The sequence below is a fragment of the Legionella pneumophila subsp. fraseri genome (assembly GCF_000586315.1).
GTDB classification, from domain to species: domain Bacteria; phylum Pseudomonadota; class Gammaproteobacteria; order Legionellales; family Legionellaceae; genus Legionella; species Legionella pneumophila_B.
This window is the reverse complement of the sequence record NZ_JFIM01000002.1, coordinates 55,678-79,623: the sequence shown is the minus strand read 5'-3', so window position 1 is coordinate 79,623 and position 23,946 is coordinate 55,678. Positions and strand designations below refer to the sequence as shown.

Genomic DNA, 23,946 nt, shown 5'->3' with positions numbered 1-23,946 from the left:
ATGCAAGGGAATTTTGAATTGCAACACCATACCATCACAAGTAGTTCTATTACTAACAGCCAAAATAATTGTATTGATCAAAAAAACTCATCTTCCAAAGCAATCTGCTGCATTTCAAAATCATAGGAATGCCTCAGTAAGTTCCTAATGCACCGACAGCCTAACAATTTCAAACTGAATTGCCAGCACACTTTGGTTCATCAATTCATCGATTGTTTGGCTAAAAACAAACATGTTTGTAAAACAGAGTCAGGGTTTAGAGAAACGCTCTCAATTCCTTCCTTCATCAGCCATTGGGCAAAATCCTGGTGATCTGAAGGACCTTGGCCGCAAATACCTATATACTTGCCTTCCTTTTTACAAGCTGAAATAGCCATATGCAATAAAGCTTTCACAGCATCGTTGCGCTCATCAAATTGTGAAGCCACCAAACCTGAATCCCTGTCTAATCCTAAAGTCAATTGAGTTAAATCATTCGATCCTATGGAAAAACCATCAAAATACTGCAAAAATTCACTGGCTAACAAGGCATTGGAAGGTAACTCGCACATCATAATCACTCTTAACCCGCATTTTCCTCTTTCCAGACCATGTTTTTTTAATACTTCGATGACATTACTGGCTTCAGAAACTGTTCGGACAAAAGGAATCATGACCTCAACATTATCTAAGCCCATTTCCTCCCTGACTCGTCTTACTGCTTTGCATTCAAGAGCAAAACACTCAGAAAAACTTGAAGAAACATAACGAGAGGCGCCACGAAAACCAAGCATAGGATTTTCTTCATGAGGTTCATACAATGAGCCACCAACAAGATTGGCGTATTCATTCGATTTAAAATCTGAAAGCCTGACTATCACAGGTTTGGGATAAAAAGCGGCTGCAATAGTCGCTATACCCTCTTTTAACCTTTCAATGTAATATTCAACGGGTGAATCATACGCTACTGTCTTTTCTTTAATGTATCGCTTAAGCTCCTCATCCTTTAAAGTATCAAATTCGAGAAGCGCTTTAGGATGAATACCTATCGTGTTGGAAATCAAAAACTCAAGACGGGCCAAACCCACTCCGGAATTAGGTATTGATTGAAATGCAAAGGCTCTTTCAGGGTTTCCAACATTCAACATCACTTTCATGGGTAATTCGGGCATGGTTTCTACATCAAGACGTTCTTGCTCATAGGGCAACAGACCAGAATAGACAAACCCTGTATCGCCTTCTGCACAGCTTACAGTCACTTCATCACCATCTTTAATTGTTTTTGTTGCATCACCACATCCAACAACTGCAGGGATCCCCAATTCACGAGCAATAATGGCTGCGTGACAAGTTCTGCCTCCACGATTGGTAACGATTGCAGACGCACGCTTCATGACAGGTTCCCAATCCGGATCGGTCATATCGGATATCAAAACATCGCCAGGTTGAACCCTGTGCATTTCATTAATATCTTTAATAACCTTTGCCTTACCCTGACCGATTCTTTGACCTATACTGCGGCCTTCAGCCAATATGTCACCTCTCTTTTGCATGGTATACCGTTCGAGCACTTGTTTGTTATCCCGGCTTTTTACAGTCTCTGGACGAGCTTGCAGGATGTACAATTTACCATTGACCCCATCTTTCGCCCATTCAATATCCATGGGACGGCCATAATGCTTTTCAATAATAAGTGCCTGATTCGCTAATTGCTCGACTTCTTCTTTGGATAAGGAAAACAATAATCGTTCAGCGGGGTCTACATCGACTGTTTTAACACGCCTTTCAAGAGAGGGGTCATCGCAATAAACCATCTTTAACGCCTTGCTGCCCAGATTTCGACGAATGATTGCTGGTTTACCGGCTTCAAGACATGGTTTATGGACATAAAATTCATCTGGATTGACAGCGCCCTGAACAACCATTTCACCTAAACCATAAGATGAAGTGATAAATACCACTTGATCGAAACCAGATTCAGTATCCATAGTAAACATAACGCCACTTACCGCCAAATCACTACGAATCATTTGTTGAATACCAGCAGATAAAGCCACTTCGTTATGAGCAAAATTATGATGTACACGATAAGCTATTGCCCTGTCGTTAAACAAAGAAGCAAATACCTGTTTAATTGCAGCCAATACCGCTTCCTCTCCTTTCACATTTAAAAAAGTTTCCTGTTGACCGGCAAAAGAAGCATCCGGCAAATCTTCAGCGGTAGCAGAAGATCTTACTGCAACACTAAAATTATCATGGCCAATCGTTTGAGCAAGTTTCTGATAGGAGGAGCGAACTGACTGTTCAAACTCCGGAGTGAATGGCGTATCAATAATCATTTCCCTGATCTGCTTCCCTACCACTGTCAGCTGGCGGACATCATCCGTATCGAGAGCAGTCAAGTTGTCGTAAATTTTCTTATCAAGGCCGTTTTGGGACAAAAATTCTCTGAAAGAATCAGCAGTTGTAGCAAACCCTCCCGGCACAGAAACGCCTGCTGATGACAAATGACTAATCATTTCACCAAGAGAAGAGTTCTTACCACCGACCTGATCCAAATCGCGCATGCCAAGATGTGCCAAATCTATAGTATGTCTTTTAACAGTCATAACCGCCCCAAATTCATAAAATAGTAAACATTCTACTTAAATTGTTACTTTATTGGAATTAGAACTTGTGCTGTATTTCATTTTTATAAAGGTCAAAATACCAGCATTTTCGCAAAAAATGACAAGTATATGTACTATGCGGTAAGATATCTTGCTGTCCATGTTTTAGGGTTGAACGGGTAAGCAAACCTGTTCCAAGAATATAATAAGCAAAAGGATTTGAAATGTTTAAACGCATAGGACTAATATCGATTGCCTTATCTTTAAATACTATCTCCTTAACCAGCGAAGCCTGTTCTGCCTTAGTGTTCAATAAAAACAAGCCCGCAACTGTTGCAGTCAATTTGGACTGGAAATACAGGGAAGGAGCCTTTGTGATTCATCCTCGGAATGCCATGATGGTTTCCAGTGTAGATTACCACAGCATGCATCCATTAATCTGGAAAAGCCAATATGGAAGTGTGATATTTCATGGAGGAAATCGGTTTAAAGCAGGACCATCTGCTGATGGGATGAATGAAAAAGGACTTACTGCTTCGATACTGATGCTTGATTCATCAAGTTACCCCAGTAACTCTGAGCTTCCCGCTTTAAAAACTACTGAATGGGTTCAGTATATTTTAGATAATTTTCAAACAGTACAAGAAGTCATAGATGACAGCTCGAATTATCAACTGGTTGCAGACACCTACCGGGGAATAACCATGAACGTTCACTTGATGGTGAGCGATGCTGAAGGAAAGTCTGCTGTTTTTGAGTACCTGGATGGTAAACTGGTAATTCATACTCAAGACAACTTGACCATGCCAGTACTAACCAATACAGACTATAAATCGTCATTGGCTCTTCTTGAAGAATACAAGGACCATGGTGGCTCTAAAGCTCTGCCAGGTGGATATGATTCTAATTCCCGTTTTGTAAGAGCAGCACATTATCTAAAAAAACTTCCCAGCTTTATAGCTAAAGAAGAACATATTGCTTATGCTTTCAACGGCCTCAATGTCGTCACACAAGCACCTGGTACTTCTTCTCCAACCCAGCTGAGTATGGTTTTTGATATCCCGACCAAAACAATTTACTTCCGCAGCATTAACGAAGCTGCATTAAGAGTGATTTCAATGGATGGCATTGATTTTGATTATCTTTATCAACCAATCGCCCTGAATGTTTATCAACATTTGTCCGGGGACGTCACTGATAAATTTCAACCCATGATAGGATAAATTGAAATTCTTAGGCCCTCTTGCAGAACCTGATGATTTTGTTTAATGAAAGAGGCAGGTTTAGGCAAGAGGTTTATTGTGAAGCTGCCTGGATATATCACAAGCGAAACCGATTGGGATAATTGATTAATAACCGCTATTACAATTTATTGTAAAAATATTTAAGTACAACAAGAACTTAAAAAACTGTGATATCAATGCATCTATTAATTACCAAAGGATGGGGTAATGAGCATAAAAAATGAATATGAAACAGCAAGAGACCATTTCAGGTTATGGGATAAACAACTCAAAGACAATATACTGCTCGAAAAGTCTTGTTTAATGCACACTTACAAAACTCATTTTCCCGATGAGCCCGATTTTATTCAACAATTGAGTCAATTTTCCAAAGCAGTAGCTGAAGAATTAGAACCAACCGTTATGGAAAATAACCTGGATGCCAACTTGCCTAAAATAGAACAATACAATGCAATTGGTCAGCGCGATGATCGGGTAATCCACCATCCTGCCTATGTTCGAGCCGGCGATATTATTTATGGATCCAATCTCATGCAATATTTGCTAAAGCCAGGGCAAATGAAAAAAACGTTGAGCCTGTTTCTGCTCTCATCGCATGCCGGGGAGGCAGGACACAACTGCCCTATTGCCTGTTCTGCGGGAGTAATACGTGTTTTAAGTCGTTATTCCCAATTAGAGAAAACCTCATATTATCTCGATAAACTCACTCACCCTTCTTTCAGTTACAATTTTACTGGTGCCCAATTTTTAACTGAAATTCAAGGTGGTTCTGACGTTGGCGCCAACGCCACGCGTGCCTATCTGGATGAGCAAAATCAATGGCGCATTTCGGGTGAAAAATGGTTTTGCTCCAACGCTAATGCTGATTTAATTTTAATGACTGCCCGTTTCGATGAGGAAACGCCCGGAACCAAAGGATTGGGTTTGTTTTTAGTACCCAGTCGCCTGGACGATGGCCACCCTAATCACTATTATCTTCGTCGATTAAAACAAAAAATTGGTACCCGCTCCATGGCAACTGCAGAAATAGATTTTGAAGGGGCGCTAGCCTACCCTATGGGTGATGTAGCGGAAGGAATCCATTTGGTTATGGAAAATGTATTGCATTTATCAAGAATATTCAATTCCTTCTCAGTATTAGGGATGGCTCGTCGCGCCTGTCAGATTGCTTACTATTATGCTAAAAACCGCCTGGCATTTAACCATCCTATTATTGAATACCCTCTGGTAAAAGAATGTTTAGCTAAAATAAAATCAGAAAACCTGGCTATGCTAGCCAGTGTGTTTCACATGGTTCATTGTCAGGATGAATTGGATACTATTCCAGACCCTCAACAAGCCAAATCACAACAACTCTTATTACGTACTCTGGCGAATATCAACAAATACTTTACAGCCAAACGTTCCGTGGACAATATACATCATAGTCTCGATTTATTGGCAGGAAACGGTACCATAGAAAATTTTTCTTCGCTACCAAGACTGTTAAGAGACTGTATCGTTTGTGAAAATTGGGAAGGGACGCATTTTACACTATGGATGCAAACACTCAGAGATATGCATAAATTTGCAATTGATGAATTATTCATTACCCATTTGCGACAACTTCTGGAACAAATTCAGGATATCAATCCTCATAAGGCATTGTTCTTCGAAAAAATAAATGCGTTAGATGCAACAATAAAAACCATGAAATCAGTCAATCATGAAGAGCAAAGTCTGCTTATAAAAACAATCATCGAACATATGGCCTCTCTGCTTGCCGCTTTATGTCTGGCTATAGAGATACAACAAGGCCAATCGCCAGAAGCGAAACAAGCAGGATTAACTTTATTTATTCATGAACATATAGCAAGTTGTTTACTTAAACACGACGACTATATGAAAATACTAAATATACTAATTGACTAATCCACAATTCAAATGTATCAACCAGCAGAACAGGTAAAAATGGCACGCAGTGACAAGCCAGGAGAATAGATTTTAAATTTAAGAAATTGAATTGTATATAAAAATAGGCATGGTAATCTTTTCTGAGGAAGTGATCAAACGCTTCCTCAACTCAAACGGATACCCGGGTTAGATCACTGGGTAACAGAAGCTAATGGCTTTGCTGCTTCATAGGGAGGCTGACTCTTTCTGTCAGAATCATTAATTCGGCAAACATCCAGAGCCCGAGAAAATTCTTTATAAAAATTTTGCTCTCCGATCAATTGAACAATTCCCATTTTACGGAGTTTCGCTTCAACCAGCGGGTTAGCCTCACTGAGCAAAACTCTGACTCCACGCTTTTGCAAGCTCAAAATAATTTCTTCCATAGCCTGCAAACCAGTGACATCAATAAAAGGAACCCAACGCATTCTGATGATCAAAACTCCGGGATCAGTATGGGTATTAGCCAACGCACTCTGAAATGTTTCAACAGCACCAAAGAAAAATGGCCCCTCGATAACATACACCATGACCCCTTCAGGCAAATCAAAATGCTTTTCTTGTGCCATCTCTTGGGATAATTGTCCTTCTGACATACGCTGAATTTGAATGCTGTTAACCATTCGGCGCAGGAAATGCAATACGGCAATGATGACACCTACGTTGACCGCAACGACCAAATCAACAAACACTGTAAGACAAAAAGTAACCAGCAAAATAACTACATCAGCCCGAGGAGCTACTTGAATTAATTTAATAAAGTGGCGGGCTTCACTCATATTCCACGAAACCACAAACAAAATAGCAGCCAATGCTGCCAGAGGCACATCCACTGCCAGAGGAGCCAGGAACAACAAGACTAAAATCAAAGTAATGCTGTGAATAATTCCTGCCAGAGGACTATTGCCCCCATTGCGAATGTTTGTGGCCGTACGGGCAATCGCTCCGGTGGCAGCAAAACCACCAAATAAAGGTGCCACAATATTAGCTATCCCTTGACCAACTAATTCTCTATTCGAATGATGTCTGGTTCCACTCATCCCATCGGCAACCACAGCAGACAATAAGGACTCTATTGCTCCTAACATCGCAATAGCAAAGGCTGGCCCAATCAGCTCAATCAGTCGAACCATTGTGATGTCCGGCCAGGTGAAAGCCGGCAAGCCTTGTGGTATTCCTCCAAACAGACTGCCTATAGTGGCCACTCCCTCAAAGTGCCAAACTGACTGTATGATTGTAACCAGTACCAAAGCAACCAAAGGGCCGGGAATACGCTTTAGTCCTGGTAATTTGCTGGAATACAGTACGATAATTAAAGCACAAATACCCAAAAGAGTAGTCGCGATATTCAGGTGAGGAAGAGACTGAAGTAAATGCCAAAATTTTTCATGAAAATGCCCATTTCCAGCTGCAGGTAAACCAAAAAAATATTGCCATTGCCCCACCCAAATAACGACAGCAATCCCTGAAGTAAATCCGATGATTACTGGGCTGGGAATGAACTTAATAATCGATCCCAAACGGGCAAAGCCAAACAGAACCAGGATAAAGCCAGCCATTAAAGTCGCTATTTGTAACCCTGAAATACCATATTGGGCTGTTATTCCGGAAAGAACGACAATGAAAGCACCGGTAGGGCCGGCGATTTGAACTCTGCTGCCACCCATAATTGAGACTATTAATCCGGCAACGATGGCTGTGTATAATCCTTGCTCCGGTTTAGCCCCAGAGGCTATTGCAAAAGCCATTGCCAAAGGTAAAGCAACCACACCAACAATTACCCCGGCAATAATATTTTGTAGCCAATATTTTTTTTGAAATAAACCGGCTCGATACGATTCTGTGATCGTGTTCATAAATAATAACCTGACCCATTAAAAACCTGGTCTTTATTATACACACCTTGAACAAATTTACGCTAATTTTCTATAATATTTATCGCTTTAATTCACATCTTGTTCTGCATCTAATATTATATACGCTTTAATATCGGAATAAGCTACCTATCATGACACTTACTGCATTAAACGCGATTTCACCCATAGATGGCCGTTATGTCAATAAAACCAGGGCATTAAGTCCCTATTTTAGTGAGTTTGCATTAACGTATTATCGTTTAATGGTCGAAATCAAGTGGTTTGAATCATTGGCTGCTAACGATACTATTCCAGAAGTCCCCGCTTTAGATAACAAGACTCGTAAGTTTTTATCTGATCTTATTTCCAATTTTAATGAATCCGAAGCTGAAAAAATAAAAGAATTTGAAAAACAAACCAATCATGACGTTAAAGCTGTTGAGTATTACCTGAAAGATAAATTTCAGGAAAATGAACAACTCAAATCTTGCGTTGCTTTCATACACTTTGCCTGCACTTCAGAGGACATCAATAACCTGGCTTACGCTTTAATGATCAAACAAGCGATAGCTCAAGTGATACAACCTACCATAGCTGAGATCATGGGAAGCATTACGCTTCTTGGAAAACAACATGCTGACGTTGCGATGCTCTCAAGAACGCATGGTCAACCAGCAACACCAACCACCATGGGCAAAGAATTGGTCAATTTTGTGGCTCGCCTTAAACGACCCCAGCAACAATTGGCGGAAGTATTAATCCCTGCCAAATTTAATGGCGCTGTTGGCAATTACAATGCTCATGTAGCAGCCTATCCTGAAGTAGACTGGCGTAAGCATTGTGCTAATTTTGTTACATCGTTAGGTTTATCCTTTAACGCCTATACCACTCAAATTGAACCACATGATGGCATAGCAGAAGTCTCCCAGATTATGGTGAGAATTAATAATATTCTTCTGGATTATACCCAAGACATATGGAGCTATATTTCTCTTGGCTACTTTAAGCAAAAAACAATTGCCGAAGAAGTAGGCTCATCAACCATGCCGCACAAGGTAAATCCTATAGACTTTGAAAATGCCGAAGGCAATTTAGGTCTATCCAATGCTTTATTTATTCATTTTGCCAATAAATTAACTCAATCGCGCATGCAAAGAGACCTGTCTGATTCGACTGTCTTACGCAATTTGGGTGTTGCCTTCTCTTATAGTTTGATTGCCTATTATTCAGTAGCCAAAGGTAATGACAAATTACAAATCAATAAATCAGCTCTACAAAAAGATTTATCCGAAAACTGGGAAGTTTTGGCAGAGGCCATACAAACTGTCATGCGCCGCTACAATGAGCCCAATGCTTACGAACAATTGAAAGAGCTTACGCGAGGACAAATGATAGATGCTGAAAACCTTAAACAATTTATTAAAGCCCTATCCATTCCCGAGGAAGCAAAAGCAGAATTAATGAAATTAACTCCAGAGACTTATACAGGTCTTGCAACCCAATTGGTCAAGGCTTTTTCATGAATAGGCTTCTTTCTAAACTCGCTGCGATGAGGGAAGTGCAAGGAGAAACGGAGCACAGAACCGGAGTGTACACATCAGTACATGAGGATTCGAGCACCGTATCGACGAAGCAATTTCCCATCGCAGTAGAGTTTGGAAAGAAGACTGATGATCAGCTCTCACAACAAGGCCATTCATTCGAATTCGATGTTCTTGTCATTGGGACAGGGTTAGCAGGGTTACATTATTGTCTGCAGCTTTTAGCTATCCAACCCAGGCTAAACATTGCGTTAATCAGCAAAGCAGAGTCCATTGAGTGTAACAGTCGCTATGCTCAAGGAGGGATTGCTGCTGCCATTTCGCCAGAAGATTCCCTAGAGTCTCATATATCTGACACTGTATTGGCTGGAGATGGGCTATGCTACTTACCTGCGGTGGAATTTATTATCCGCCAAGGGCCAGATATTATAAAACAACTTGATCAGTATAAAGTTCAATTTAAAAGAGAAAGTGATGGTCGCTTTCATCTTGCCAAAGAAGGTGGCCATTCACACCGGCGCATTTTTAATTGTGGCGATCAAACAGGATTAACGCTAACACAAACTCTCAATCATTTGGCAAGGCAACATCAACAGATCCAGTTTTTTGAACATCACGTGGCGGTTAACCTGATTACTCAATATCATCCTCACCGGACAGATAACCAGGGTGAGGTATTAGGAGCCTATATACTCGACTGCCAACGTAATCGCATTCACACCTTTCTTGCGAAATGCGTTATTTTAGCGACCGGTGGCGCCGGCAAAACCTACAGGTATACGACTAACCCTATGGTTGCAACAGGTGATGGTGTTGCGATGGCTTACAGGGCTGGGGCTCGTGTGGGTAACATGGAATTTTATCAATTTCACCCTACTCTCTTGCACCATCACACTATTAACAATTTTCTAATTTCTGAAGCAGTTCGAGGCGAAGGCGCTTTACTTAAAAACCCTGAAACAGGCGAACGTTTTATGAAACGATACGCGCCTGACCAACTTGAGTTAGCAACCAGAGATGTCGTCGCAAGAGCTATTTTTAGTGAAATTGAACAAGGCCAGGCTGGATATGTGCATCTGGATATTTCTCATCAAAGCAAATCTTTCCTGAAAAAACGTTTCCCACAAATTTATTCCACATTGTTATCTATTGGAATTGATATGAGTCAGGATTTAATTCCTGTCGTTCCGGCCGCCCATTACCAATGCGGTGGGGTTCTTACTGATGTGGACGGCCGCACCGATCTGGCACGATTATACGCTATCGGTGAAGTGGCTTTTACTGGGTTGCATGGTGCGAACAGGCTGGCAAGCAATTCCCTACTTGAAGCCTTGGTCATGGGTTCCAATGCGGCACGCTGTACACTCAAAGACATTGCTACTCCGCTGAAACTTATCGATCATATCCCCAGCTGGAGCTCTCCAGGAGAAGTCAATGCAAGAAGAGCCAGTCAAATCAACGCTCAATGGAGAGGCTTAAGAGGGGAAATGACCTCCTATGCAGGCATTGTGCGCACTGAAGCAGGCCTTGAAGATCTACTACAATTAATATTGAAGCGTAAGAAAATTATTGAAGAGTATTACTGGAAACATTGCATTACCAGAGATTTTATTGAGTTAAGGAACATTATCCTTAATGCAGAATTGATTGTTAGAGCAGCCCTTTCCAGAAGGGAATCACGTGGCGGACATTTTCGTGAAGATTTCCCCAATAAAAATTTCAAAGCCCAGGAAAGTATTGCAAAACTGGGACAGGCAGACAGTTCATTAGGATAGCTTGGTAAAAGCTATCCCATTAACAATAATGAAAGAACCCTTCCCACAAATCCCTAATGACTAGAGGTAGATTTAATGTTTAAAAATTCAACTACTTACCAACCCGAAGCGACCCTCATGGCTATTCGTAATGATATGGCTATATGCCAAAGCGATTATCCATTAGATTGGTATCAAGAAGATTTTATTCCTTATGCTCAGGAATATCAGGCTTTACCCGATAGAAAGCTTACGACTGTTTTAAATTGGATGAAACCTTATCTTACTAAAGCCCAAAATCATTTTGGTAACAAACTGTTACTTCTTGCCCATTATTATATGGGGGGAGAAATTGTTCGATTAATTGAACAGTTTGGGGGTAAAATCGGTGACTCCTACCAATTGGCTTTGATGGCTGCGAATAACCCTGAAAAATCAGTCATAGTGGAATCAGCAGTTCATTTTATGGCGGAATCCATAAGCATTTTGGCTAATGAAAATCAACACGTCTACATCACCAATCCCAAGTCAGGCTGCACCATGGAAATGCTTGCCAAAGACTTTATGGTCGAGCCTGCTTTCCTTGATTTAAATGAGCGTTATGGTGCTGAAAATATTTTACCTGTTTGCTACATGAATACTTCTGGTCGTGTGAAAGCCATGACCGGTGCCCAAGGAGGAGCGGTTTGTACAAGTTCCAATGTCAAAAAAATTTTTCAATGGGCTCAAAAGCAAAACAAAAAAATCCTGTTTATTCCTGATCAACACATGGGAGAAAATGTCGCTTACTGGTTGGGAATTAAAAATCTCGCTTATTGGCCTGGAGGAACTGCCGGCGCTAATTATTCACTACCAGAGCAAGACAAAAAAACACTCAAGCAATTTGACAAAGCAGAGTTGATTTTATTCGCAAGCCAATGCGCGGTTCATACCCATTATCAACCTGAAATGTGTGATTATTGGAAAAGCCAGGGATACACTACCATTGTACATCCAGAATGTCGTAATGATGTCATCAAAGTGGCTGATTACTCAGGTTCTACTGCATTCATATGGGATCTGGTAGTCCATGACAAAGCAGGCACAAAAAAATATGCCATTGGAACTGAAAACCACATGGTAGAAAACTTAAAGCAATATTGTAAAAGCCTTGGAATTCGTGTTGTAAATCTTGCTGAAGCCCCTCAAAAAGACACTGAAAAAGGAATCGGATGTGGTTGTGCTACCATGTCTCGCAATGACCCGCCACATCTGGTCGCTCTCCTAGATTTACTTCGCCAGGGCAAATCTATGCCTTACAATGAAGTAAAAGCAGGTGATGTGGTCAATGAATTCACAGGAACCAGAAACAGACTGCCAGTCAACGATCAACAATGGGTTATAAATAATGCCAAAAAAGCTTTGGAAATGATGATTAATATCACAGAAGACAGGGTTTAATAAAGGATTATCAAAAAGCTATTATTGCATATACCCGCTCCCTAACGGTCGCGGCTCAGTTTTCCATCAAATCCGAGCCGCGACCGTTAGGGAGCGGATGTATCAAACTGTTCCCCTTAAAACATGAGGTAAAAATTTATTCTATCTTATGGATTAATACCGAGTTAAATCCACATCAAGCCGAAGGATCAGCCACGTAAAACTGACATTCATTCAAACCACGTGTACAGACATACCCTCCCATCGTTTCTATCCAGCTATAATCAACACGAGCGGGTATTTTGGTTCGCACCTGCCATAAAATAGAAAAATCACCTACGGAGTTTCTATAAGTACAAGTCACACCCTGACCATAGCCTGCGACTAAAATATTAGCCCGTACGAAACGAGTATTTTCTTCTCCCTGAGGACTATTGGGGGAAAAAGGATTTTCTACCCATGGTGATGGAGGCACACCCCATTGTAATGACGTGGTTTGAGGATCAGGGCATGTATGCGCATAAGCGCTCAAACTGGTATGAGCTAAAGCCAAAACTAATAGTGTATAATAATATCTTTTCATAAAGACTCCATCAACTCTAATCCTGATAATTCCAATTTATTCTTGATATGATCTCATTATTTAATAAAGCTCAAGTAATTGTCAAATTAATAATCAAAATGCCATCAACCATGTAATTTTTCAAATAATAAATGAACTAACCCATTGTTAGAATTTATTTCTTTGCTATAATGACCACGCGTGCCGGGGTGGCGGAATTGGTAGACGCGCCGGATTCAAAATCCGGTGGTGGTGACACCGTGTGGGTTCGAGTCCCACCCTCGGTACCAATCAATAAACTATCAAATAACTTTAATAAAACAGATACCAAAAACTACAATTATTTAATCCTCAGTTAGTCCAGAGCTGTATAAAACAACCTATTTTGATCTGATTAAAATAGAAATTAAGCTGCACCAATTGGAGTAGCAGCTGTATCACTTTGTAACCTTTCTTTTGTTTGCTCCTTGATTAACACTAGAAAAGGTATAAAAAACAAAGCGAAAACGATGGATAACTGATATAAACCGACCCAGCCGATATGCATTTGAATGGTAGCAGCTACAGGACCTGAAATGATCCTGGGTAAAGTCGATAATGCGACTAACATAGAAAATTGTGTTCCAGTAAACTGTTTATTCACCAAACGCATAAATAAAGCAACCAATGCAGTAGAACCCATCCCTGCGACGAAATTATCGGAAAACACTGCGATTGCTAACAGCACAATATTTTTTCCTGACATCGCTAATATGACAAAAAAGACATTAGTTAGTGCTTGTAGTAAGCCAAAGAAAAATAATGCGCGATACAAAGAATATCGCATTAATAAAAAACCTGCCGTTAAACCGCCTAACAGGATAGAGACTATTCCAAGCATTTTATTGATATAGCCAATAGTATCTAGAGAGAAACCCAAGCCTTGGATTAAAAAAGGCATTACTATACCGCTAGTCGTCGTAGTAAATGCTTCACCTAATTTATAACAAAATATAAACATTAAAAGATAAATAATCCCTGGACGGCTTAAAAGTTCTTTCACTGGTGCAATGAACGAAATAATAAAATTACTTTTTTCTTTTATTTCTGTAGAGGGTTCCTTACTGACAAATATTGCCAACATACCTATCGCCATTGCGAATCCCATAAAGCGATAAGTAAAAGCCCAACCTAACTTTTCTGCCATTATCAAAGCCAAACCGCCAGATAACAAAAGAGCCAATCGATACCCAAAAACAGCCAAAGACGCACCCAATGCATATTCCTGTGGGGGAAGATATTCTGCTCGATGAGCATCAATTGCCACATCTTGTGTGGCTGAAAAACAGGCTAATACTAAAGCTAAAAATGCCATCAATTTAGGATATTGAGCTGGAATAAACCAGGCCATGAGATTAAAACCCAGGAGCAGTAGTATCTGCATGGTGAGGATCCAGCTTCGTCTTTTCCCTAAATGAAATAAAGAGTAGCGATCAAGAATTGGCCCCCAGAAAATACGATACGCATAAGGTAGACTGACTAAACTTAAAGCTCCCGTCGCAAGCACTGACATGCCATTATTAGCGTACCATGCTTGCAAGGTACTGCTGATTAATGCCATAGGTAAACCGGAAGAAAAACCTAAAATGAAAACTATAAACAGGCGCTTGTTCATTCCTTTGTTCACTCAGTGTGAGTCATAGCCTTTAAAACAGACATATTTTAATTTCCTCAATGGTGTTAGGCTGACACCTGTTATGAAGATCATTAACCTTTACAAAGAGAGCATCCCTCTCTAAATGAGAAGGATGGGTTTTGTATGGCTTTAATTCAAAAAAACTTAAGATGATTTTTTCACTGAAATTAAGTGAATTTTAAATATTAAAGTTTCATTTGGGCCAATAGGTCCGCCAACGCTACGTGGGCCATATGCAAGACCTGAGGGAACATAAATTTCCCAAGTTGATCCAGCTGGCATCAATTGCAAAGCTTCAGTCCATCCTGGGATAACTTGTGAAACCTGAAAAGTTGCTGGCTTACCAGTTTTTTCGGTACTGTCAAAAACGGTACCATCAATCAGACGACCAGTGTATTCGACAGTGACTGTATCGGATTTACCGGGTTTAACACCATTTCCAGCATTGATTACTTTGTATTGCAAACCACTTGGCAATACAACAACGCCTGGCTTGTTTTTGTTTTCAGTTAAAAAGGCTTCCCCTTTCACTTTATTTTCATCCGCTTTCTTATTGAATTCAGCAGTACGCTTTGCCATCAAATCTTTCTGAAACTTGTTAAGAACGTCTTTCATTTGTTGTTCGGTTAAAGCCAATTGAGCGCCACTCATAGCGTCTTGCATGCCTTTAGCCATTGCTTCCGGATTAACATCTATGCCTTGATTTTTAAAATTCTTCCCCAAATCGGCACCAATGCTATAAGACAACTTATCCTTGTCTGTAGCTAATGATGTGGCATCGGTTGCAGCCATTGCTGTTGACATTGCAAGCCCCATAACAGCTGCAGTCACCAATTTCATCTTCATAAACAATCCCCTTTTAGTCTTACACTTAAGTTCTCATACTGCACAATAAATTGAGCAAAATTAAACAAAAACAAATCGCCCAGTAATTCTGCCTAAATTTACATAAAATTACCAGTCATAAGCTATCATTTAATTATATAATGGACAAAAAGGTAATATCCTTCTACACTTGCCCCTAATAATGAACAAGAGATTTTAACGGCGATGAACATTAGTGTTTTTGATTTATTTTCTATAGGAATTGGGCCATCAAGCTCACACACAGTAGGCCCTATGTTAGCTGCCAATGCTTTTTTGCAATTACTGGAGCAAAAAAATCTGTTCGATAAAACTCAGAGAGTCAAAGTAGAGCTTTATGGTTCGCTGGCGCTTACTGGCAAGGGGCACGGTACTGATAAAGCCATTTTAAATGGTCTTGAAAACAAAGCGCCCGAGACAGTTGATCCTGCCTCCATGATCCCAAGAATGCATGAAATCCTTGATTCTAATCTACTCAATTTGGCCGGCAAGAAAGAAATTCCTTTTCGTGAGGCGACCGATTTTTTATTTTTACAAAAAGAATTATTACCCAAACACAGTAATGGAATGCGATTTTCTGCTTTTGATGGAAACGCTAATCTACTGATTGAACAAGTCTATTACTCTATTGGCGGCGGTTTTATTACAACTGAAGAGGACTTTGATAAATCAACCACCGATACCAATCCCCCCCCTTACCCCTTTGCAACAGCAACTGAATTATTGAAGTTATGCAAAAAACATCACTTGACCATCGCTGAATTGATGTTAGTCAATGAAAAAACATGGAGAAGTACAGTAGAAATTCATAAGGGTATTCTTGATATAGCCAAAGTAATGGATGACTGCATCAACAACGGTTGCAAGCATGATGGAGTGCTTCCCGGCGGCCTTAATTTAAAGCGACGGGCACCTGACTTGTATAGAAAACTAATAGAACAAAAAGGGGTTAAAAGTATTTTTGAGCAGTCAGATATTATGAATCATTTGAACCTTTATGCTATGGCTGTTAATGAAGAAAATGCAGCGGGAGGGCGAATTGTCACAGCCCCAACAAATGGAGCTGCCGGGATTATTCCAGCTGTTCTTAAATATTGTCAGCAAGCTCACGACAGGATGAGCAACGAAGACATCTACACTTATTTTCTGACTGCCGCAGCGATTGGAATCCTTTATAAAAAAGGCGCTTCAATTTCTGGCGCTGAAGTAGGATGCCAAGGTGAGGTTGGTGTTGCCTCTTCTATGGCAGCTGCTGGTTTGACAGCGGTTCTTGGCGGAACCATCGAGCAGGTTGAAAATGCTGCAGAAATTGCCATGGAACATCATCTGGGAATGACCTGTGATCCCGTTCTGGGCCTTGTGCAAATCCCATGCATCGAAAGAAATGCCATGGGGGCTGTGAAAGCAGTTAATGCAACCCGAATGGCACTCATAGGTGACGGTCAGCATCAAATCTCTTTGGATAAAGTCATCAAAACAATGAAGCAAACCGGCATGGATATGCAAAGTATATACAAGGAAACGTCCATGGGAGGATTGGCTGTTAACTTGCCTGAGTGTTAGTTATCTACCGCCCCTCACGGTCTCGGCTCGGATGATTAAATGGAATGATAATTAAAACTGAGCCACGACTGTGAGAGCGGATAACAAATTATCTAATTAAAAAACAAAATAAATAAACGGTTTCACAGGGGAAAACATAAAAATTAACACCGTAAAAATTGAAAGCGAATAAAGCCATTTTTTAATCCAGAATGGCTGTACAGCTGACAAGATTTTCGTTTCAATTGATTTAAAAGTTGGCCCTATAAAACACAGGGCGAACATTCCAACGAGATAAAACAATGAATCGGTATAAGCTGAGGCACGTTGATTCATTACAAATTCCTGCACGAAACCAGGAATATCATACATCTTACCGAGAATAGTAAATGCCTGTTCAAATGAAGTGGATCGAAATATCACCCAGCCTATCACTACTAATGAATAAGTCATTATAATTGAGCCAATCTTCATCAATTGATTTTCAGTTTGTATATTTCTTTTAATGTAATAAAACCGGAAAACATGATAAACGGCTAACAAACAACCATGGTATATGCCCCAAATCGCATAATTCCAGGAAGCGCCATGCCATAAACCAGCAATAAACATAGTAATTAGTAAATTATTCACCGTTTGATACAAATGACCTCGATTACCTCCTAGAGGAATATATAAATAATCTCTAATCCATAATGACAAAGTGATATGCCAACGCTGCCAGAATTCACTGATATTGCGCGCATTATAAGGATGATTAAAATTAACAGGTAATTTAATATTAAAAAATAATGATACACCCCGCGCAATATGGGTATATCCAAGGAAATCAAAATAAATCTGTATGGTAAATGCAATACTGGCCAACCAGGATTCCAGATGACCAATTGTCTGATACTTATCAAACAAGGGATCTGAGATTGAGGCCATTGAATCGGCTATGATCAATTTGAAAATAAAGCCATAAAGTAATAACTGAAACCCCTCTTTTAAACGTGAAGTTTCCGGTAATTCAATTTTACTTTCATATTGAGTATGCAGTTCTTTATAACGGACAATCGGTCCTGAAATCAGATGCGGGAAATACATAATATAAAAATTATAGTTTAACCAGCTACTAGCCGGCTTTTCCCCTCTATAGATGTCTACGATGTAACTAATCGCCTCAAAAGTGTAAAAAGAAACACCGAGAGGCAAAATAATATGCTTAGGATTTAACAAAAGTTGGGTGGCCCCCAAACTAAAGCCAATAGCATCAATACTGGAAATAAAAAAATTCATGTATTTGAAATAAACCAGAATGGAGCAATTAACCAAAATGGATAAAGTCAAATAGAGTTTTTTATGAGTTTGGGAATGACTCTCATGGATTTTTTTTCCCAGATAGTAATCGACCGAGGTTGAAAATAAGATGACACTAATTAATGGAACACTCCAGGTACCGTAAAAAAAATAGCTGCAAAGCAAAATAAAATATTTCCGATAATGGGGAGACATTATCATAAAGACAATGACTGTAATAACTAAAAAAACAACGAACTGAAAAGTGACAAAATTCATGCTTTGTTCTCATTATTGCTTTTTAGGTATTGAAACAATTCCTTATCCAAATACCCGTCAGGCCCTACAAATTGCTTGTTGATAATTTTTTTCGATAACAATGTAGTTATCTTTACAGCACCATAGATATTAGGATGTACTGGATCCTGGAAATAAACAGGATCCTGACATTCCTCGAATAAGTTTATAAAAGCAATATTTTTCTTTAAAGCATAATTTTCAAGCGTACTGACTATAGCGCCATTAGATGGCAAGTTGAATTCGTCATAAACCTTACGAGTTACTGGATGGTAAACTGGCGCCAAGACCAAGATCACTTTAATTGAATTGTTATTCAGATCATCAATAATACTGTCTAACCCATCGGTACCCAAATTAAAATTAGCAAACACATGTCTGTATTCATATCTTAAAAATTCAAGCATTCTGGGCGTATTAACTGATTGTTCGGTAAGACTCCCAAAATTAGGCGAAAAACCTTGTTTTGAAACCGCAGGATATTTAATGAATAAATTATCAACACGTAAGCGCTGAGTATGCAATAAGGCTTGTAAACTATTATTTAGTTGTTGATGATAATAACGGATTAATCGAAAAAAATAAGAATATTCCGCAATCTTACAGTACATTTTTGAAGCTATTGTTGGTTTGTCCACTATAAAACAACGAGTATAGTAATCCAGCGAGTTATTATCCTGATATGCTGGTTCTATAATGTGATCATTACTATCATGAGCAAAATTATTCAAATTAAGATTGTGAACAGAAACATTCATAATCACAAAATCCGGTTTTACATTCCTTTTCAATAAGAACCTTAGATGTGCGCGATGATGGAGAATTCCTGAGCCCTCTACTCCAATGTTATATACTTCATAGGATTTGGAGAAATTTTTAGTCAATAAAGAAGAAAAAAGTTCTGGATAAAAACTTCTAGCAATAATGGAATCTCCTATAGCAACGATACCTTGCCTGATGGAGTCACTCACAATCATTTTCTGATCGCTTCTGATATTCTCACCAAAAGGTGCTGTACTTGTAGCTGCTATCCATCTTGAGAAAGATTCGAGAAACAGAAAAACCAGGCATAAGATGAATACACCAAGCAAACCCTGTTTGAAAAGTTTTGTTCTGTAGCTTTTTTCGCAATGGGTATCAGACATAAATAATAGAACGTAATTGAGCAATATTTGAATTTGCGCAGAATAAACCTATTCAATCCTGATGTATAGTAATAAAAGCTATAAAAAAACGGAAGGGATAATTTAGTTTGGTTTAAACTTACTCCTCTCCCTCAGCCGTGAGGAAGCGGATATTACTGACATTAAGAATTATTAACTACCACCCAAGCCTCTTGCGGATTATCAGTAAAAAACAAATCGCTCACTGCATAACCTACTACACAAGCCAATTGAGCATTAATGTAAACCAATGGAACTCTATCCCTTACCCATGGGGGAATTTGCCATTCCTGAAATAGTTTTTTTAGATGTTTGGTTTGACCATGCCAATAAATCTCTTCACCACCCTTTCTGAATCGTATTTCTATTTGCGCATCTTTCGGGATCATTAATCCCTTTTGGGTCTTTACTGCAGACAACTCAATATTAGCATCTGGATAAGTTAAAGAAGCTGGAAATTGCTGCCATTTAATGGCCTTCGGTAGATTAATCTGGTCTGCCTTAAGCAAATAAAGATGTTGTTGGAAACGACGTACTTGTATTTGATCCCAACTCACTGTTGGCATGGCATCGAGCTTTGCAAAAATTATTTCATGAATGATACGATGAAACGTCTTGGACGAAGGCAATTGAATTCTATTTTTTTTAAGCCAAAACTTTAAAACATTTGTAATCCGCTCAAATTCAAGTCCTTTTATGGGTTCAATCAGCAAATGATCAGTAGCGTTTAACAAATCAGGACAATCCTTTATAGCCAATACCTCAAGATTCGCTTTTGCCTGCTGACAATGAGTCGCAGCTCGGGAAATATTACCTGCTACTCCCGGCCACTTTTCAAGCAATAATGGCATTACGCGATGGCGCAGATAATTGCGAGAATATTTTGTATCTTGATTGCTTTCGTCTTCTATCCATTTCAATTCATGAATGCGAGCATAATGCTCTAATTCCACTCTGGGGCAGGTCAAAAATGGTCTTGCTAATTGCCCGGCGCCCAAATTGCTGCATTCCTGCATAGCTGCCAAGCCATCAACTCCTGCACCGCGAAACAGTTGCAAAAGAACTGTTTCGGCCTGATCATCAAGATGATGCCCCAAAACCAGACAATCATTATCCTCTAATAAAGAGGAAAAAAAATCATATCTCGCATTGCGTGCTGCTTCTTCAACATTTGCAGAACGATCAAATTCAATCGCTTTGGCAATAAAAGCAATACCTAAATCCAGGCACAATTGCTCACAATGCCTTTGCCAGTTCAGAGAATTTCCACTAATGCCATGGTTAATATGGACAGCCAAAAGTTGATTATACAAGGGAGGAGTTGAGGCAAGGACATGCAGGAGCACTGTAGAGTCCAGACCACCACTGAACCCTACTATCAATTTCTTGAATTGTTTAAGGCGAGCTACCCATTCGGGACTTAGTAAAGGCCTAGTCACAAGCACCCATTGCCATAAACTTTTGATACCTTAACTCAATTAATTGATCCAGAGGCACCTTTTTCAAAGCCTGGAGTTCACTCGTTAATAATCTCTTCAAGCGACTTGCCATCTCATCAACGTCTCGGTGTGCGCCCCCCAAAGGCTCAGGAACTACCATATCAACCAATTCATTTTCGAATATTCTGTCTGCAGTAATTCCCATAGCACGCGCGGCTTCACTCGCTTTAGAGGCGTCTTTCCAAAGGATTGAGGCGCACCCCTCAGGAGAAATGACTGAATAAATACTGAATTGCAGCATAATAATCTTATCACCGACCCCAATCGCCAAAGCACCACCTGAACCAGCTTCTCCTGTAACAATACAGACAATTGGTGTTTTAATGCGAGACATAGCAAAAAGATTCCGTGCAATGGCTTCTGATTGGTTACGTTCTTCAGCACCTATGCCAGGATAAGCTCCAGCCGTATCAATAAATGTGACTACAGGCATTTTGAATTTTTCAGCCATCTTCATCAAACGCAGTGCTTTCCTATATTCTTCAGGTCTTGCCATACCAAAGTTTCTGTATACTTTTTCCTTGGTACGTTTACCTTTTTGGTGACCAAGTACCATGACAGGCTCCCCGTTTAATCGCGCCATGCCTCCGATAATTGCAGGGGCTGAAGAATAACTGCGATCACCATGCAACTCCTGAAAATCAGTAAAAATTCGCTCAATATAGTCAGTAGTCTGTGGCCTTAAAGGATGTCTGGCCATCTGAGCGATTTGCCATGGTTCAAGCCTGGAGAATATATTCTCTGTTAACTCGGAGCATTTCGCTTCAAGTCGAGCTATCTCTTCACTTAAATTAACTTCATTATCACTGCCAACCATACGCAGTGCTTCAATTTTTTGATTCAACTCTTCAATAGGTTGTTCAAATTCCAAAAATTGTCGGGTCATTGATTACTCTTTGGTGAATTAAACGTCTTTGGTATATGATACTCTTAACCGTTAATCGATGCCAGATTTCAGATACAACAGATGATAATTACAGGATTTACTCCATTAAACACCCAAAACTGCATTTTAAATGATTCACGTATTGATCTTTGGCAGTTCTCATTAGATTATGAATTGCATAGTGCGTATCAGTTATTGAATGCCGATGAACGCTCCCGTGCTGATCGCTTTTATTTTAATCGCCATAAAAGACGCTTTACCAACGCCAGAGCAACTTTAAGAATTATCCTGGCCCGATACCTTAATACCCCCCCTGAACGATTGGAATTTACTTACAATGCCCATGGCAAGCCCAATGTCATTAATTCGCAAAAATTGCAATTTAACATCAGTCATACGGGTGAAATGGCCATATTGGCAGTAGGTAAAACCTATCCGATTGGAGTAGATATTGAAAGATATTCAGCCCGACCTTATGAAGGGATTGGTAAAAATTTGTTTTCCGAGCAAGAATACCAGGAACTGAAAAAAGCGCATCAATCCCTTAAGCCAGCCTTATTTTTTCATATATGGGCTCAAAAGGAAGCGTTCATCAAAGCCAGTGGTTTAGGTCTCTCCTATCCAACCAAAGAATTTCATGTTCCCACCAATTTCCCTACAAAGCAATTGGTTGATGACCCCTTGCATAACATGACCTGGCAACTACGCTCATTCATGCCGGAAGTATGCTGCAGTGGCGCTTTATGCTATCACCCTTCTGTTAGAGAAATTCGTCATGGGATCGTCCAGCTTCAACAAAATATTAGTTTAAAATTTTAAATCATGTTTCAATTTAATACTTCTCAACATACTTTAATGCAAATACTGGGCGATGGGGCATGTCATAGTGGGAGTGAATTAGGAAACGCTTTAAAAATCAGTCGCTCAGCAGTATGGAAACAAATCAATCAGCTTAATGATTTAGGCATACCTGTTATCCGCATACCACATCAAGGATACCAATTGGAAAAGCCTTTAATCCTGCTAGACTCCGATGAAATTACCAAGCAGTTACACAGCAAAGGATTTAGCCAACCGTTTAACCTGCATTTATTTACATCCATTGACTCAACCAACCGCTACCTGAAAGACCTGCCCTCAAGCTCAGCAGTCGAAATTTGCTGTACTGAAATGCAAACGCAAGGAAGAGGTCGCTTTGGACGACACTGGCACTCTCCTTTTGGAGAGAATATTTACTGCTCTACCCGATGGAATTTTAATTGTGATCTTTCTCGACTCTCTGGTTTAAGTCTTGTTTCAAGTTTGGCCTTGGTAGCTTTTTTAAATACCTTAAACAATTCAAAAGATATTAAAATCAAATGGCCCAATGACATACTCTGGGGTAACAAAAAATTGTGCGGGAGCCTTATTGAAATCATGGCAGAATCCAATAGTAGCTCACAAGTTATCATTGGAATAGGCTTAAATGTCAATACAGATACAGAAAATCATCCTTTACCAGATAAACCATGGTGTTCTTTGTACGAAATCTTTAAACAACCATATAATCGTAATTTTCTAATTGCCAGCCTTATTGTGCGCCTGGAACAATATTTAAATAAATTTATGGACGCTGATCTCGATATTTTTATGAGTGAATGGAATTCTGTTGATTACCTGGCAGGGAAACACATTACCGTTTCACAATCCTCAGGCCTCCTATCAGGAATTGCTTGTGGCGTGAATCCTTCAGGACAATTGATGTTAAAAGATGACCAGGGAATCTGTCATTATCTTTCATCAGGCGATACTTCACTACAACCTGGCAAGAGCCAATAAACTATATTGAAAATATGGTACAAGA

The 23,946-nt window shown here is 39.7% G+C and carries 17 protein-coding genes and 1 tRNA gene; 9 read left to right on the top strand and 9 right to left on the bottom strand.

Features of this window, described 5'->3' with window-relative positions; genetic code table 11:
* Positions 1-200: 200 nt before the first annotated feature.
* The gene (gene ppsA / locus CC34_RS0102880; RefSeq protein WP_028377911.1) at positions 201-2,588 is read right to left on the bottom strand and encodes a phosphoenolpyruvate synthase; all 2,388 of its coding nucleotides are present in this window, start codon (positions 2,586-2,588) and stop codon (positions 201-203) included.
* 224 nt (positions 2,589-2,812) lie between these two features.
* On the opposite strand from ppsA, the gene CC34_RS0102875 reads away from it, so the two are divergent.
* Positions 2,813-3,811, top strand: coding sequence for a linear amide C-N hydrolase (locus CC34_RS0102875; protein WP_011214996.1), 999 nt, complete (start codon positions 2,813-2,815; stop codon positions 3,809-3,811).
* 228 nt (positions 3,812-4,039) lie between these two features.
* Positions 4,040-5,743: an acyl-CoA dehydrogenase family protein gene (locus tag CC34_RS0102870; RefSeq protein WP_028377910.1), complete on the top strand. Its 1,704-nt coding sequence runs from the start codon at positions 4,040-4,042 to the stop codon at positions 5,741-5,743.
* 173 nt (positions 5,744-5,916) lie between these two features.
* Here CC34_RS0102870 and CC34_RS0102865 read toward each other — a convergent pair whose 3' ends face one another.
* Entirely contained in the window at positions 5,917-7,620 is a 1,704-nt protein-coding gene (locus CC34_RS0102865; protein ID WP_028377909.1) for a SulP family inorganic anion transporter, read from the bottom strand.
* Positions 7,621-7,772: 152 nt separating this feature from the next.
* Between CC34_RS0102865 and purB the strand changes: the two genes are divergently transcribed.
* The 3 genes from purB (at position 7,773) to nadA (ending at position 12,355) form a co-directional block, all read left to right on the top strand.
* Positions 7,773-9,143, top strand: coding sequence for an adenylosuccinate lyase (gene purB / locus CC34_RS0102860; RefSeq protein ID WP_028379137.1), 1,371 nt, complete (start codon positions 7,773-7,775; stop codon positions 9,141-9,143).
* Positions 9,140-10,936 (top strand): L-aspartate oxidase, encoded by a 1,797-nt coding sequence (gene nadB / locus CC34_RS0102855; RefSeq protein ID WP_134921735.1) that lies wholly within the window; start codon positions 9,140-9,142, stop codon positions 10,934-10,936. The genes purB and nadB overlap by 4 nt, the downstream gene beginning before the upstream one ends.
* A gap of 75 nt (positions 10,937-11,011) precedes the next feature.
* The gene (nadA, locus tag CC34_RS0102850; protein WP_027225219.1) at positions 11,012-12,355 is read left to right on the top strand and encodes a quinolinate synthase NadA; all 1,344 of its coding nucleotides are present in this window, start codon (positions 11,012-11,014) and stop codon (positions 12,353-12,355) included.
* Positions 12,356-12,530: 175 nt separating this feature from the next.
* On the opposite strand, the gene CC34_RS0102845 is transcribed toward nadA, so the two are convergent.
* Positions 12,531-12,917, bottom strand: a complete 387-nt coding sequence (locus CC34_RS0102845) for a DUF3757 domain-containing protein (protein ID WP_028377907.1) — start codon at positions 12,915-12,917, stop codon at positions 12,531-12,533.
* A 182-nt stretch (positions 12,918-13,099) separates the two neighbouring features.
* Here CC34_RS0102845 and CC34_RS0102840 point away from each other — a divergent pair.
* Positions 13,100-13,186 (top strand) — tRNA-Leu (locus CC34_RS0102840).
* A 116-nt stretch (positions 13,187-13,302) separates the two neighbouring features.
* Here the strand turns inward: CC34_RS0102840 and CC34_RS0102835 are convergent.
* Both CC34_RS0102835 and mip read right to left on the bottom strand, forming a co-directional pair.
* The gene (locus CC34_RS0102835) at positions 13,303-14,550 is read right to left on the bottom strand and encodes an AmpG family muropeptide MFS transporter (protein WP_028377906.1); all 1,248 of its coding nucleotides are present in this window, start codon (positions 14,548-14,550) and stop codon (positions 13,303-13,305) included.
* 165 nt (positions 14,551-14,715) lie between these two features.
* Positions 14,716-15,417: a macrophage infectivity potentiator Mip gene (gene mip / locus CC34_RS0102830; protein WP_011214989.1), complete on the bottom strand. Its 702-nt coding sequence runs from the start codon at positions 15,415-15,417 to the stop codon at positions 14,716-14,718.
* A gap of 204 nt (positions 15,418-15,621) precedes the next feature.
* Here mip and CC34_RS0102825 point away from each other — a divergent pair, with 204 nt between their 5' ends.
* On the top strand, positions 15,622-16,998 hold the full coding sequence (locus CC34_RS0102825) for an L-serine ammonia-lyase (protein WP_027225221.1): 1,377 nt from the start codon (positions 15,622-15,624) through the stop codon (positions 16,996-16,998).
* A gap of 96 nt (positions 16,999-17,094) precedes the next feature.
* On the opposite strand, the gene CC34_RS0102820 is transcribed toward CC34_RS0102825, so the two are convergent.
* The 4 genes from CC34_RS0102820 to CC34_RS0102805 form a co-directional block, all read right to left on the bottom strand.
* Entirely contained in the window at positions 17,095-18,537 is a 1,443-nt protein-coding gene (locus tag CC34_RS0102820; protein WP_028377905.1) for an MBOAT family O-acyltransferase, read from the bottom strand.
* Positions 18,534-19,700, bottom strand: a complete 1,167-nt coding sequence (locus tag CC34_RS0102815; RefSeq protein ID WP_028377904.1) for a DUF1574 family protein — start codon at positions 19,698-19,700, stop codon at positions 18,534-18,536. Before CC34_RS0102815 ends, CC34_RS0102820 begins: the two co-directional genes overlap by 4 nt.
* A gap of 161 nt (positions 19,701-19,861) precedes the next feature.
* Positions 19,862-21,157: a tRNA lysidine(34) synthetase TilS gene (tilS, locus tag CC34_RS0102810; protein WP_028377903.1), complete on the bottom strand. Its 1,296-nt coding sequence runs from the start codon at positions 21,155-21,157 to the stop codon at positions 19,862-19,864.
* A complete protein-coding gene (locus CC34_RS0102805) occupies positions 21,150-22,103 on the bottom strand; it encodes an acetyl-CoA carboxylase carboxyltransferase subunit alpha (RefSeq protein WP_027225225.1) in 954 nt (317 codons plus the stop codon). The genes tilS and CC34_RS0102805 overlap by 8 nt, the downstream gene beginning before the upstream one ends.
* Before the next feature lie 81 nt (positions 22,104-22,184).
* On the opposite strand from CC34_RS0102805, the gene CC34_RS0102800 reads away from it, so the two are divergent.
* Together CC34_RS0102800 and CC34_RS0102795 are read left to right on the top strand one after the other, a co-directional pair.
* The gene (locus tag CC34_RS0102800) at positions 22,185-22,922 is read left to right on the top strand and encodes a 4'-phosphopantetheinyl transferase family protein (RefSeq protein WP_011214984.1); all 738 of its coding nucleotides are present in this window, start codon (positions 22,185-22,187) and stop codon (positions 22,920-22,922) included.
* A gap of 3 nt (positions 22,923-22,925) precedes the next feature.
* Complete coding sequence (locus CC34_RS0102795) at positions 22,926-23,921, top strand: biotin--[acetyl-CoA-carboxylase] ligase (RefSeq protein WP_028379135.1); 996 nt, start codon at positions 22,926-22,928, stop codon at positions 23,919-23,921.
* Positions 23,922-23,946 lie beyond the last annotated feature (25 nt).